This window comes from Vibrio sp. D173a (assembly GCF_030248475.1).
This window is the reverse complement of the sequence record NZ_JAHGAH010000065.1, coordinates 40,574-53,931: the sequence shown is the minus strand read 5'-3', so window position 1 is coordinate 53,931 and position 13,358 is coordinate 40,574. Positions and strand designations below refer to the sequence as shown.

General features: G+C 45.9%; 12 protein-coding genes and 1 pseudogene. 2 read left to right on the top strand and 11 right to left on the bottom strand.

Annotation, left to right across the window (positions count from 1 at the left end):
* Positions 1 to 10: 10 nt before the first annotated feature.
* From KIV40_RS07665 to KIV40_RS07625, 9 genes are all read right to left on the bottom strand, one after another.
* Entirely contained in the window at positions 11 to 1,231 is a 1,221-nt protein-coding gene (locus KIV40_RS07665; protein WP_285348563.1) for a phosphopentomutase, read from the bottom strand.
* Positions 1,232 to 1,299: 68 nt separating this feature from the next.
* A complete protein-coding gene (gene deoA / locus KIV40_RS07660; protein WP_285348561.1) occupies positions 1,300 to 2,628 on the bottom strand; it encodes a thymidine phosphorylase in 1,329 nt (442 codons plus the stop codon).
* Positions 2,629 to 2,727: 99 nt separating this feature from the next.
* A complete protein-coding gene (gene deoC / locus KIV40_RS07655) occupies positions 2,728 to 3,504 on the bottom strand; it encodes a deoxyribose-phosphate aldolase (protein ID WP_285348560.1) in 777 nt (258 codons plus the stop codon).
* Positions 3,505 to 4,084: 580 nt separating this feature from the next.
* Entirely contained in the window at positions 4,085 to 5,368 is a 1,284-nt protein-coding gene (locus tag KIV40_RS07650; RefSeq protein WP_012128806.1) for a NupC/NupG family nucleoside CNT transporter, read from the bottom strand.
* A gap of 204 nt (positions 5,369 to 5,572) precedes the next feature.
* Complete coding sequence (locus tag KIV40_RS07645; RefSeq protein ID WP_285348559.1) at positions 5,573 to 6,346, bottom strand: TatD family hydrolase; 774 nt, start codon at positions 6,344 to 6,346, stop codon at positions 5,573 to 5,575.
* Entirely contained in the window at positions 6,333 to 6,500 is a 168-nt protein-coding gene (locus tag KIV40_RS07640) for a DUF5363 family protein (protein ID WP_285348558.1), read from the bottom strand. The genes KIV40_RS07645 and KIV40_RS07640 overlap by 14 nt, the downstream gene beginning before the upstream one ends.
* A 123-nt stretch (positions 6,501 to 6,623) precedes the next feature.
* Positions 6,624 to 8,213 carry a peptide chain release factor 3 gene (gene prfC / locus KIV40_RS07635; RefSeq protein ID WP_285348557.1) on the bottom strand — a complete coding sequence of 530 codons (1,590 nt, stop codon included), beginning with the start codon at positions 8,211 to 8,213 and terminating at the stop codon, positions 6,624 to 6,626.
* A 301-nt stretch (positions 8,214 to 8,514) separates the two neighbouring features.
* Entirely contained in the window at positions 8,515 to 8,970 is a 456-nt protein-coding gene (gene rimI, locus KIV40_RS07630) for a ribosomal protein S18-alanine N-acetyltransferase (protein ID WP_021017991.1), read from the bottom strand.
* A gap of 12 nt (positions 8,971 to 8,982) precedes the next feature.
* Entirely contained in the window at positions 8,983 to 9,381 is a 399-nt protein-coding gene (locus tag KIV40_RS07625; RefSeq protein ID WP_012128810.1) for a DNA polymerase III subunit psi, read from the bottom strand.
* Between the two features lie 63 nt (positions 9,382 to 9,444).
* Between KIV40_RS07625 and KIV40_RS07620 the strand changes: the two are divergent.
* Positions 9,445 to 9,897, top strand: a pseudogene (locus tag KIV40_RS07620) (hypothetical protein).
* Between the two features lie 85 nt (positions 9,898 to 9,982).
* Here the strand turns inward: KIV40_RS07620 and KIV40_RS07615 are convergent.
* Both KIV40_RS07615 and KIV40_RS07610 read right to left on the bottom strand, forming a co-directional pair.
* Positions 9,983 to 10,486, bottom strand: coding sequence for an N-acetyltransferase (locus KIV40_RS07615; protein ID WP_285348556.1), 504 nt, complete (start codon positions 10,484 to 10,486; stop codon positions 9,983 to 9,985).
* The gene (locus tag KIV40_RS07610; RefSeq protein WP_005431915.1) at positions 10,470 to 10,997 is read right to left on the bottom strand and encodes an SCP2 domain-containing protein; all 528 of its coding nucleotides are present in this window, start codon (positions 10,995 to 10,997) and stop codon (positions 10,470 to 10,472) included. The genes KIV40_RS07615 and KIV40_RS07610 overlap by 17 nt, the downstream gene beginning before the upstream one ends.
* Positions 10,998 to 11,263: 266 nt before the next feature.
* On the opposite strand from KIV40_RS07610, the gene KIV40_RS07605 reads away from it, so the two are divergent.
* Complete coding sequence (locus tag KIV40_RS07605) at positions 11,264 to 13,303, top strand: bifunctional diguanylate cyclase/phosphodiesterase (RefSeq protein WP_012128814.1); 2,040 nt, start codon at positions 11,264 to 11,266, stop codon at positions 13,301 to 13,303.
* Positions 13,304 to 13,358: the final 55 nt, after the last annotated feature.

The following is a 13,358-nucleotide window of genomic DNA, read 5'->3' as shown; positions in this document are numbered from 1 at the left end:
ACCTAACTAATTATAGGAAGTTCTTACCGTAATCCATTGGAGAAGTACCGAAGTAAGTCGCCAATGTTTGACCGATATCAGCAAAGCTATCGCGACGGCCTAGTGAACCTGCTGGTACTTTCTTACCGTAAACAATCACTGGGATGTGCTCACGAGTATGGTCAGTACCTGGCCATGTTGGGTCACAGCCGTGGTCTGCCGTTAGAATAAGTACATCGTCTTCTTCCATAATCTCTAGCACTTCATTGATGCGACCATCGAAGTACTCAAGTGCTGCTGCGTAGCCCGCTACGTCACGACGGTGACCGTAAGCTGAGTCGAAATCTACAAAGTTAGTGAATACGATGGTGTTGTCACCCGCTTCTTTAATTTGCTCTAGCGTTGCTTCGAACAATACAGGGATACCTGTCGCTTTCACTTTCTTAGTGATGCCGCAGTTTGCGTAGATATCCGCAATCTTACCGATAGAAACCACATCACCTTGCTTCTCTTCAACTAACTTCTGAAGCACAGTTGCTGATGGTGGCTCAACAGAAAGGTCACGACGGTTACCGGTACGCTCGAATTGACCTTTACCAGCACCAACGAATGGACGCGCGATAACACGACCGATGTTGTAATCTTCTAGCTCTTCACGTGCAATTTGGCAAAGCTCTAGTAGACGGTCTAGACCGAAAGTCTCTTCGTGACATGCGATTTGGAATACAGAGTCAGCAGATGTGTAGAAGATTGGCTTACCAGTCTTCATGTGCTCTTCACCAAGATCGTCAAGAACTTGAGTACCAGAAGCGTGGCAGTTACCAAGGAAACCGTCCAGACCAGCACGCTCAAGAATGCGGTCAGTCAGCTCTTTCGGGAAGCTGTTTGCTTTATCAGTGAAGTAACCCCAATCAAACAGAACAGGAACACCTGCGATTTCCCAGTGACCAGACGGTGTGTCTTTACCTGAAGAAAGCTCTGCAGCGTGACCGTATGCACCGATGATTTCAGCGTCTGCGTCTAGGCCTGGTGCGAAACGACCGGTTGACTCTTTGTGCGCCATTGCCAGACCTAGTTTAGATAGGTTTGGAAGACGAAGCGCGCCTTCACGCTTGTCGTTATTTGCTAAGCCTTGCTCACACTGGTCAGCAATATGACCTAGCGTGTCTGAACCTACATCACCGAATTGTTCTGCATCTGCAGCTGCGCCGATGCCGAATGAGTCTAGTACTAAAATAAATGCTCTTTTCATTGCTCGTTCCTTAGGCCCACTCGACTTCTTATTATGGTTGAGTAGGCCTTGTGTAATTACTTATTCGATTAAAGATCTTCTGCACGGATTTGGCGGTAAACCTCTGGAGTTGGTGTGTACTCACCACCTACAGTGATTGCACTGCGAAGTGCTTTTGCTGCTTCTTCCCACTGCTCTTCAGTGCGAGCGTGGATAACCGCAAGAGGTTTGTCGCTATCTGCTACTTCACCAAGACGGATGAAGTTATCGAAACCAACTGCGTAGTCGATTTCATCTGTCGCAACGCGACGACCGCCGCCCATTGAAACAACCGCCATGCCGATAGCACGTGTATCCATCGCAGATACAACGCCAGTTTCTGTTGCGTATACTGGTTTAATGATTTCTGCTTTTTCTAGGTAGTTATCGTAGTTTTCTACGAAATCCACAGGACCACCTAGACCAGCTACCATCTTACCGAAGCACTCAGCCGCTTTGCCGTTATCTAGCGCTTCCATCAGTTTCGCACGTGCGTCTTCTGTGTTCTCAGCCAATTTGCCAAGCACCAACATTTCAGCACATGAAGCCATGGTCACTTCAAGTAGGCGAGGGTTACGGTATTCATCCGTTAAGAAACGAACCGCTTCGCGAACTTCCACTGCGTTACCCGCCGAAGACGCCAATACTTGGTTCATGTCCGTAAGAATTGCCGTAGTCTTAGTACCAGCACCGTTTGCTACTGCAACGATAGATTTTGCTAGCTCTTCAGACGCTTCGTAAGTTGGCATGAATGCTCCAGAACCTACTTTCACGTCCATCACTAAAGATTCAAGACCTGCAGCAAGCTTCTTCGATAAAATCGACGCCGTGATCAGAGAAATGTTGTCTACTGTTGCTGTGATATCGCGAGTCGCGTAAACGCGCTTATCCGCTGGCGCTAGGTCACCAGTTTGACCGATGATTGCTACGCCTGCATCTTTGGTTACTTGACCAAATACGTCGTTTGTCGGAGTGATGTTGTAGCCTGGAATAGACTCAAGCTTATCCAACGTTCCGCCAGTGTGGCCAAGACCACGACCAGAGATCATAGGTACGAAACCGCCACATGCTGCCACCATTGGGCCAAGCATCAAAGAAGTCACGTCACCCACACCACCAGTAGAGTGCTTATCGACAATTGGACCACCAAAGTTCATGTGGCTCCAATCGATAACCATACCTGAATCACGCATTGCACACGTTAGTGCGATACGCTCTGGCATCGTCATTTCATTGAAGAAGATTGTCATAGCAAATGCGGCGATCTGACCTTCAGATACACTGTTGTTTGCTACGCCTTGAATGAAGAAGTTGATTTCGTCGGCTGTTAGAACTTCGCCGTCACGTTTTTTACGGATAATTTCTTGTGGTAAATACATTAGTGCCTCCCCAAGCTCATTATGAGCCATGGAAAAAGTAGGATAGAAGAGGATTGGTAGCACCAAAGCTGGTGCTACCGTTCAGACGTATTGTTGGAATTAGTACGCTGCTGGATCAGCGACTTCGTCCGATACTTCTAATGTATTAAGTAGGTTTGTTAGCAGGCTAGACGCACCGAAACGGTAGTGACGAGCATCAACCCAGTTGTCACCAAGGATTTCGTCAGCCATTGCTAGGTATGCCGCTGCATCTTCAGCAGTGCGCACACCACCTGCTGGTTTGAAACCAACAGTTTCTGCAACACCCATGTCACGAATAACTTCAAGCATCATACGAGCGTATTCTGGTGTTGCGTTTACTGGCACTTTACCAGTTGAAGTTTTAATGAAGTCAGCACCTGCTTCGATACAGATTTGAGATGCTTTCTTGATGAGTGCTTCTTCTTTAAGCTCACCTGTTTCGATGATGACTTTAAGAAGGATATCACCACAAGCTTCTTTACATTGCTTAACTAGTTCGAAGCCAACTTTCTCATCACCCGCCATTAGAGCGCGGTATGGGAAAACTACGTCTACTTCGTCTGCACCGTAAGCAACCGCCGCTTTTGTTTCAGCAACGGCGATTTCGATGTCGTCGTTACCGTGTGGGAAGTTCGTTACCGTTGCGATACGAACTTCAGGCGTACCTTGCCCGCGAAGTGTCTTCTTAGCAATAGGAATAAAGCGAGGGTAAATACAGATTGCAGCTGTGTTGCCTACTGCTGATTTCGCGTCATGACATAGTGAGATCACTTTTGCATCAGTGTCATCATCATTTAGCGTAGTAAGGTCCATAAGTTTCAGTGCACGTAGCGCTGCTGCTTTTAAATCGCTCATTTCTATCTCCGATCAATATTCAAAAAATTCACTACTCAGCCTCACATCACTTCTCTAACTATAATCAACAAGTCGAGACAGTGTGAGAAATTGGCTAAACAGTCTATTTATGAACGGACTTGGTTCCCTGAAGACTCGGCATATACTGCGAAAAATCATATACCAATTGCTATCCTTGTCACCGCACAGTACCAGTTTGGCCTATGGCACAACAATCTATGATTGCGGTGTCTTTAATATCACATCAAACAATAAAACGCTTGTTTGATTTGATATTGAGGGCAATTCATTTGCCCATCGAGTATGTAATATTCACTCTGTGATTAGGTGGTATTCATTACCACGATATCGTGATTACTACATTATAGATATTCACCGCAAAACTGTAGCACCAAATAGAGCGCAAACGGTTTGTATCTCAAAATTTTCCAGCCCCTATTCCACCAACTGCGTAACTCTTTCGTGCAGAATATACGAGCGGTTAAATTTTCAGGCCTGAAAAACGAAAAATGCCCCGCAGCAATCTCTTGCTACAGGGCATGATTCAAAACGGCGTCTATATATTAAGAACCGATTCTAATTAAAGTGCTGCAAGGCTAAGGCAGAAGCCTGCGATAGTCGCTGCCATTAGGTTAGACAACGTACCAGCAAGAACAGCTTTAATACCCATGCGAGCGATATCTGAACGACGGTTTGGTGCAAGGCTACCTAGACCACCAAGTAGAATCGCGATAGAAGAAAGGTTCGCGAAGCCACATAGTGCGAATGAGATGATAGCTGTTGTCTTAGCAGACATTACTTCACCAGTAGCTGCAACAACTTGAGCGCCTTCACCTAGGTAAGGTGTGAAGTTCAAGTATGCAACGAATTCGTTGATTACTAGTTTCTGACCGATGAATGAACCAGCAACAACTGCTTCGTCCCATGGAACACCGATTAGGAATGCTAGTGGAGAGAACGCGTAGCCTAGGATAAGTTCTAGTGTTAGTTCAGGCATACCGAACCAACCACCGATGCCACCTAGCATACCGTTGATAAGAGCAATAAGACCTACGAACGCGATTAGCATTGCACCAACGTTTAGTGCTAGTTGTAGACCAGAAGCCGCACCGCCCGCTGCTGCGTCGATTACGTTAGCTGGCTTGTCGTCGCCACCGTCCATTGCTTCTTCGATGTCTTCGTGAGGCTGGTCAGTCTCTGGGTGAAGAATCTTAGCGAATAGTAGACCACCCGGTGCTGCCATGAATGATGCTGCTACTAGGTACTCTAGAGGAACACCCATTGAAGCGTAACCTGCTAGTACACCACCAGCTACAGATGCTAGACCACCACACATTACCGCGAATAGCTCAGATTGAGTCATTTTTGGTACGAATGGGCGAACAACTAGAGGTGCTTCAGTTTGACCTACGAAAATGTTAGCTGCTGCAGACATTGATTCCGCACGAGAAGTGCCAAGCGCTTTTTGTAGTGCACCACCAAGAATCTTGATAACCCACTGCATTACGCCAATGTAGTAAAGAACTGAAATCAGTGCAGAGAAGAAGATCAGTGTAGGAAGAACGCGGAATGCGAAGATGAAGCCGCCGCCGCCGAATACTTCGAACATCTTGTCAGAAACAAGACCACCGAATAGGAAAGATGAACCATCGTTACCGTAGTTGATAACGTTAGAAACACCAGTGGAGAAACCGTTTAGTAGATCACGGCCCCAAGGTACGTAAAGAACAAATGCACCAAGGATGAATTGGATAGCAAATGCGCCACCCACAGTTCTAAAGTTGATAGCTTTGCGGTTAGATGAGAATGCAAATGCAATAGCAAGAAGCACTACCATACCGACTAGGCTCATAAACAGGCTCATAGTTTATGACTTCCTTATAAGTTATTTATTGGCGTGTTACAAAATGGAGCTATAAAGCGGGGGCAATTATACTCATGCAGAATCAATTAAAGTAATGCCACCCTCACACTTTCTTATAAGATTCATCACTGATTCACTCCCGTTTGTGAGTTATCTCACAATAAGAAGGGAAACGTTTTCGCTTTTAAACACCATCTTTAGATTCTATTCACATATAAAGAAGGCAGAATTGCTATTTTCCCATAGCTGAGAGGCAATCGATTGCTTGCTTTCTGTATGCAACAGAGAGAGCTCATTCAATACATGAATCAGTTTTGAAGGGTGATTAGGCTCGCCCTGATAGCCAAGTATAGGCATATCCGGAGCGTCCGTTTCTAAAACGATATTCTCAAGTGATAATCTTTGAATCGCGTCGCGAGTTTTATTGGCTCTTGGATAGGTAATTGTGCCTCCGACTCCGATAAGAAAACCTAATCGAACCCATTCCATCGCTTGCTGATAACTGCCAGAGAACGCGTGCAATACGCCACCTTTAGGAAGCTTGGCTGCTTTGACTAGTTGGATGAGACGATTCTGTGCTTTTCGGCTGTGTAAAATAACGGGCAGATCGAACCGTCTTGCCAGTTCGAATTGCAATTCAAGTACCTGCTCTTGAAGCTCGACAGGCACATCTATTACGAAGTCTAAACCGCACTCCCCTATCGCCACGCATTGTCGCTTGGACGAGGAAAGTAACGATTCCAGCTCTGGGGCAAACTGCTCAAACTCTGGTTGTAGAAAATATGGATGAAAGCCCAGCGCATAATAAAGGTGAGAGTATTGGTTGGCCAGCGCTTGAATATGAGCCCAGTTACTCGGCCCGACAGAAGGAATCAAGATACGCTCTACTCCTTGGTCACGCGCAAGCTCAACTTGATGTGCAAAGTCATCCTGAAAGACATCGAAGTCAAAATGGCAGTGGGTATCAAACAGTTTCACTGTTTGCTTTCTCTTGCTCTGCTTTTTTAGCAGGCTCGTCTTCATGAACCGGGTCTTGTTTATACGGTACACAACTGCGCTTTTGATCAGGCGTCAGTCCCATCTCTTTGCACCAATCGTCATAGCGTTTGAGTCCTTTCTTAAACCAGTTCATTGCAACCTCTTCTGTTTAACAAACAAAAACCGAGTTTCACCAATAAAAAAACCGCCGTTCGCTAAGTGTATAGCTAACGGCGGCTTATGATCTAGTACGCGATATAAAGCGAGTTAGATTCGATTAGTGCTCACGAGTCGCACGGAAATCGATATCTGGGAAACGCTCTTGCGCTAGGTTTAGGTTAACCATAGTTGGCGCGATGTACGTTAGGTTATCACCACCGTCCAATGCTAGGTTAGTTTGGTTCTTACGTTGGAACTCGTCCAGTTTCTTCGCATCACCACACTCAACCCAACGAGCGGTTGCTACGTTTACGCCTTCGTAAATCGCTTCAACGTTGTATTCTGACTTCAAGCGAGCCACAACCACGTCAAACTGAAGCACACCAACCGCACCTACGATCAGGTCGTTGTTTTGCAATGGACGGAATACCTGTACTGCACCTTCTTCAGAAAGCTGAACCAGACCTTTCAGCAGCTGCTTCTGCTTCAATGGATCTTTTAGACGAATACGACGGAACAGTTCTGGCGCAAAGTTTGGAATACCAGAGAACTTCAGCGCTTCACCTTGAGTGAATGTATCACCAATTTGGATAGTACCGTGGTTGTGTAGACCAATGATGTCACCCGCGTAAGCGTGCTCTGCACGAGAACGGTCACCCGCCATAAAGGTAACCGCATCTGAGATACTTACTTGCTTGCCAAGACGAACGTGGTTCATCTTCATACCTTGTGTGTAAGTACCCGATACGATACGCATGAAGGCGATACGGTCACGGTGTTTTGGATCCATGTTTGCTTGGATCTTAAATACGAAGCCTGAGAACTTGTCTTCTGTCGCTTCCACATCACGCTCTACCGCTTGACGAGTTTTCGGCGCTGGCGCCCACTCAGTTAAGCCATCTAGCATGTGGTCAACACCAAAGTTACCTAGTGCTGTACCGAAGTAAACTGGCGTTAGTTCACCAACAAGGAATGCTTCGTGATCAAACTCAGGGCAAGCGCCCATAACAAGCTCAAGCTCTTCACGAACGCTTGCGGCTAGGCTTTCACCTACTTTCTCATCAAGTTCAGGGTTGTCTAGACCTTTGATGATGCGAACTTCTTGGATCTCGTGACCGTGGCCAGATTCGTACAGAATCGTTTCGTCACGGTGAATATGGTAAACACCTTTAAACTCTTTACCACAGCCGATTGGCCACGTAATTGGCGCACACATCATGCCAAGTTCGTTTTCTACCTCATCCAATATTTCCATTGGATCACGAACGTCACGGTCAAGTTTGTTCATGAAGGTTACGATTGGCGTGTCACGCAGACGCGTTACTTCCATCAGCTTACGAGTACGATCCTCGACACCTTTCGCCGCATCGATAACCATTAGACATGAGTCAACCGCCGTTAGAGTACGGTAAGTATCTTCCGAGAAGTCTTCGTGTCCAGGAGTATCAAGTAGGTTTACCAGACAATCGTTGTAAGGGAACTGCATTACAGAAGTAGTAACCGAGATACCACGTTCCTTTTCCATTTCCATCCAGTCTGATTTTGCGTGCTGTGCGTTACCACGACCTTTAACCGTACCTGCTTTTTGGATCGCGTTTCCGAATAACAGTACTTTTTCAGTAATGGTGGTTTTACCCGCATCCGGGTGAGAAATAATAGCGAACGTTCTGCGCTTAGAAACTTCGCCTAAAAAAAGGGGATTTGACATTAGTTTATCTTCTAAATTACTTTCATGCTCACAAAATGGGCAAGCATATCTACTATTCGATATTGTGCGTATTCTCGCTTATTATCGCTATGCTAGCAAACAGGAAAGATATGAACTCAATGTGCTCAGTTCATTTCTCTCTTTCACAAAGGCTCACATGCCCTGGCGCCAGCAATCGAAAACTAGCTCCACACAAGAGATGTAAAAAATTAAAAAATTATTATTACATGTTCACAAGCCTCGAAGTCAGATAAGCATTTATAGCGTAAGTGTTGATGAGGTAATTCGTAGTGAATTAAAACTAAATCACAAATAGGTAACTCAGAATGATGGCGTCCTCTTTACCATTGCCCGTTCTGGCTGGGTAATAGTTGTAACGACGGTCCACTTCATTGAAGCCTGCTTGCTCATAAATATGGATAGCTGAGTGGTTACTTTCGCGCACTTCCAACCAGGCGCTCTCTGCTTTCGCGTGCTCGCAGTGTTCGATAAATGCATCCAGCAATTTTTGCCCTAGCCCTTTCCCCTGTTGAGAGGGCGCGATGGCAATATTTAATAGCGTCACTTCTCCGACAATATTCTGTCCGTAGAAGTAACCAACCACTTTAGCACCTTCCAGCATCACATGATGGCAAGCGCCGCGACTGGATAAGTCACGTACCAAAGATTCTGCCCAAGGGTGAGAATGCGCTTGCTGCTCGATCTGCCAAACTTGGTCAAGGTGCTCAGCACGCATCGGCGTAATTTCAATTGTCACGCGTTAGCTCCGTTAAGAGTACGAACAGATTTGTTGCCACAATGCGCGGCGTTGTTCGTTGTTGCCATCAATATCTTGTAATAGCGGTGACGTCAGTTGCTTAGCATTAATGCTGGCATCTGCGTCACAGCCTGCGAACCACACCCATTCTAGTTGATGCTCACCCAGCATGGATAAGCGCTCAGGCTCTAGGTGCAGAGCGTCGTCGAGCGTGAGCTTAATGCTTTTTAATACACGCTCAAACATTAAAGCTGTCTCGTTTTCTGGACACATTGGCGATACCAATAGGAGTTTACAAGAACTTTGCAAATCCAATAATGGCGATTGATAGCCTTCCAGTCTTTCTGGGTGACTCAGCTCCCAAGTGCTGATCCCCATTTCGTGTAAATATTGTTTCTCGTTAATTGACATCTTTTGTCACCTATTTGAACGAGGCAATCCTATCAAAATTTCGCATTTAAAGTCAGAGGTGTTATGAAGCTTTTCCAATCACTCGCTGTTACGTTACTTATCGCAACCACCAGCTTTACCACTTTCGCTAAGGATAGCAACGATGGTTGGGAGCTGATCGCAGAAAAAACCGTGAACTTCCAAACTGAAACCGACACAGTAGAACCAAACGGTCTGTTTAAGAATAGTCAGTTCAGCAAGATCAAAATCAAGTGTACTCAAGGCACCATGAGCATTAAGAAAATGAAAGTGACCATGACCGACGGCAGTGAGAAAAAGCTCAAAACTATGGTTGGCACTCTGACAAAAGGCATGTCGACACGCGCTTGGACGTTACCCGGTTCTGAAGACGCGAAGTTCAAACGTCTAGAGATGTAATACAAAAGCTGGGGCTACATGACACTGAATGCCGCTGGTATGAGCAAAAAAGCAAAAATCGAGATCTGGGGTAAGAAGCGCGTTAGAGAGCAGGATTAAACCGCTTTCCTATTGACAACTGAAAAGTAGCCCGCTCAAAAACAAAGCCCGCTTTTACAGCGGGCTTTGTCATTCAATTTAGCGATTATAGCTCAGAGAACTCTGGTGAATAATCGATGCGACCTGAACGTCCGTCACATTGCCCTTCCACCAATTCTGCTACGCGAAATGCACCTTGTGGTACTTCCCACGCACAATCGAAGCCCATCTCTTCGCTGGCTCTAAAACCTTGACGCCCGTAGTAGTCAGGATCACCCAACACCACACACACTGGGTAACCAAAATCACGCAGTGAATCAAAGCCTTCTTTGATCAACTCGGCTGCAATGCCTTGACGACGGTAATCTTCATGTACAGCCAAAGGCGCAAGACCTTGCCACGACAAATCTTCACCATTCAACGTCACAGGGCTAAACAGCGAATGACCAACCACTTCACCTTCATCGGTGCATGCCACCAAAGACAAAGTGAGCTTACCGTTTTCACGTAAACGCATCACTAAGTTGGCTTCCGCTTCCGTTGGGAAGGCATGTTTTAATAAGCGGTCAATGGTGAGAATGTCCGCAGGGGCTTCAGTTCGAATAAGCATTCGCTACTCCGGTTTCTTGTGCAGGCGCTTGAACCCCTTTCTGAACAAAGTCAGCCAATTGATTCAGTGCTACTTGCATCGCTTTTGGTAACTGCTCTAAGTCGACACTGTCCATCAGGTTTTTCACTTCTAAGCCTAGCTCAGTGTCGCCTTCAATAGAAAGACGACGTTGGAAGAACAGTGTATCAGGGTCTTCTTTACGACCAGCAATAAGTACTAGGTCGTTAAGGTTACCACTAAAACTCACATCTTCCTGAACCGGTTTCTCTGCTACGACTAATTTTTCGTCTTGGTAGCTGATATACCATGCTAAGTTCAAGTCTTTAATCGCAACTTTCAGCCACTTATCTTCAAGGAATTCAAAATCGCCATCTTCAAGCGCTTCTTTAAATACCATTTTCAAACCTTCTAACAAGGCTTTTTTCTGAACAGTTTGTGGCAATAACTGGACTGGAGATCGCAAAATTGATGCTGCGTTCTTTACTAGTTGACTGCGAATCTTGTTTAACACGCTAATTATCCGTTACTTTGTCATAAGGTCGCCTATATTACGCAATAGCGTAATACCAGTACCTGTTATGTATCAATAAATCTGTTTGTTTTAGAAGTAGGCAGTTTTTCTCACTCAAGCGTCGTTTTTTTGACCTTACGTGTATTATTGACGCTAAGTCGTGGATAAACGCTTTAATAACGGTATGTTCAAAGTTATAGTTATCAAAATAGCGTTTTTATTACACGGACGAATAATCAGGCTCATTGGAGATCGGTAACACCTTAATGCCTTCCCAGCAATTACAACATTGGTTTGCAACGCTTACCTCAAATAGCCCATTCTTTTTTGCCATTCTTGATAATAAACACAATTATCGAATGGTGAGTGATCGCTATTGTGACATTGCAGGCTTAAGACACGACGACATCGTTGGTCTAAACGACAGCCAAGTACTGGGAGAGCAGTTCTACAAAAAGCTCACGCCCTACTACAAACGCGCGTTCAAAGGCGATCATGTTGAAGCAGAAATCACGCTAGACGAGACCGACCTTGAAACCAGCCTTCACTTCAGTCTTTCTCCGGTTCATGAAGAAAACGAAATCCGCTTCGTGGTTTTCCATGCCATAGATACGTCTGAAAAACAAATTCTGGTTCGCTCGTTAGAAGAGTCAGAAAGCAAATTCGCCAAGTTAACTCAACTCCTACCTGACGGTTTGTTATTGGTGGAAGATGACATCATCATTTCTGCCAACCCAGCCTCCGCACGTTTACTCGGGTTGAATTCACCACATGAGCTACTTGGTGAAGAGCTTACTCGGCTATTTATCGATGAAAACAGCAAAAAAGTCTTCACCCATCGCATCAGTACTCTGCTTTCTGAAAAACCTTTTGTGTGCCTGACTAGCGCGCGTTGTGGGTTCGAACGAAAAGTACAGTTGCATGCCGATACCACGGCGATTCTCGGTAGTGAGTCTCAAATCATTTTGATTCAAGACGCCGATGACGCACCAAAGCTGCTCTCTTCCAACTCCAACGAAGACGCGCACATCGATTCGCTGACCAAGCTGTATAACCGCTTTGGCTTTACCAAGCGACTAGAACAACTCATCAAGAGTCAGACACCGCTGCTGGTTTTCTACCTCGATATCGATAACTTTAAGAACATTAACGACTCACTAGGCCATCACATCGGTGACAAAGTGATTCAAGAAGTCTCCGCCCGCCTAAAACGTTCTTTGCCTAATCAAGCCATCATTGGTCACTTGGGTGGCGACGAATTTGGCATTATCCTGCCTGAGCCAGAAAACACTCGCATGGCGGAGATCCTCTCTGAGCGCATTATTTCTCTGATTAACCAACCTTTCGATCTGCATCATTTCAGTAAACGCCTTGCGTGTTCTATCGGTAGCGTGCGTTACCCAGAAGACGGGCAAGACGCGCGCATTCTGCTGCAAAACGCTGACACCGCGATGTACGAAGCAAAAGACCGTGGTCGGAACCGCCTGATTAAATTTAACGATCAGATGAACAAAGAAGCGCGTATGCGTTTGTGGTTAGAGATCGAGCTACAAAAAGCGTTGCAGCAAAACGGCTTGGAAGTATGGTACCAACCAAAAGTTAACGCCCGCGACTTCAGCATTAACGGAGCCGAAGCGCTAGTACGTTGGAAGCACCCGGTCGAAGGTTACATTAGCCCGGGGGCATTTATCCCTGTAGCTGAGCGTGCAGGCTTGATTGAACACCTTGGTCGCGTGGTAATGCGTGATGTGTTTAACACAGTAAAACGCTGGAAACTGCAAGGCATTCTACCGGGACGCGTAGCGATCAACCTCTCTCCAGAACAGTTTGGCAACCCACAGCTGATCGACTACATGGAGAAGCTACTGCGCACCACCGAACTTGACCCAAGCTGCATTACCTTCGAGCTAACAGAAAGTGCGGTAATGAGCGACAGCGAACACACGCTGCAAATGCTCAATGCGATCAAGAAGCTTGGTTTCGCATTGTCTATCGATGACTTCGGTACTGGTTACTCTTCCCTTTCCTACTTAGCACGCTTCCCTATCGATGAGCTAAAAATCGACCGCGCGTTTATCAACGATATCGATACGCTCCCGAAACAGGTAACAGTGATTGAGAACATCATCAACCTTGGTAAATCATTGGATTTGACCGTGGTCGCCGAAGGTGTGGAAACCCACCAACAAGCGACACTGCTATCGAACCTGCAATGTAACTCGATTCAAGGCTTCCATTTTTACCGTCCTCAACCTAAACACGAGGTTGAAGAGTTGTTTGCGCAAAACCGCCGTCATAAGAACTGATCTCAACTGCAACAAAATCTGAGTGTTACCCCTTACTCTCAAGGGGTAAATCTCA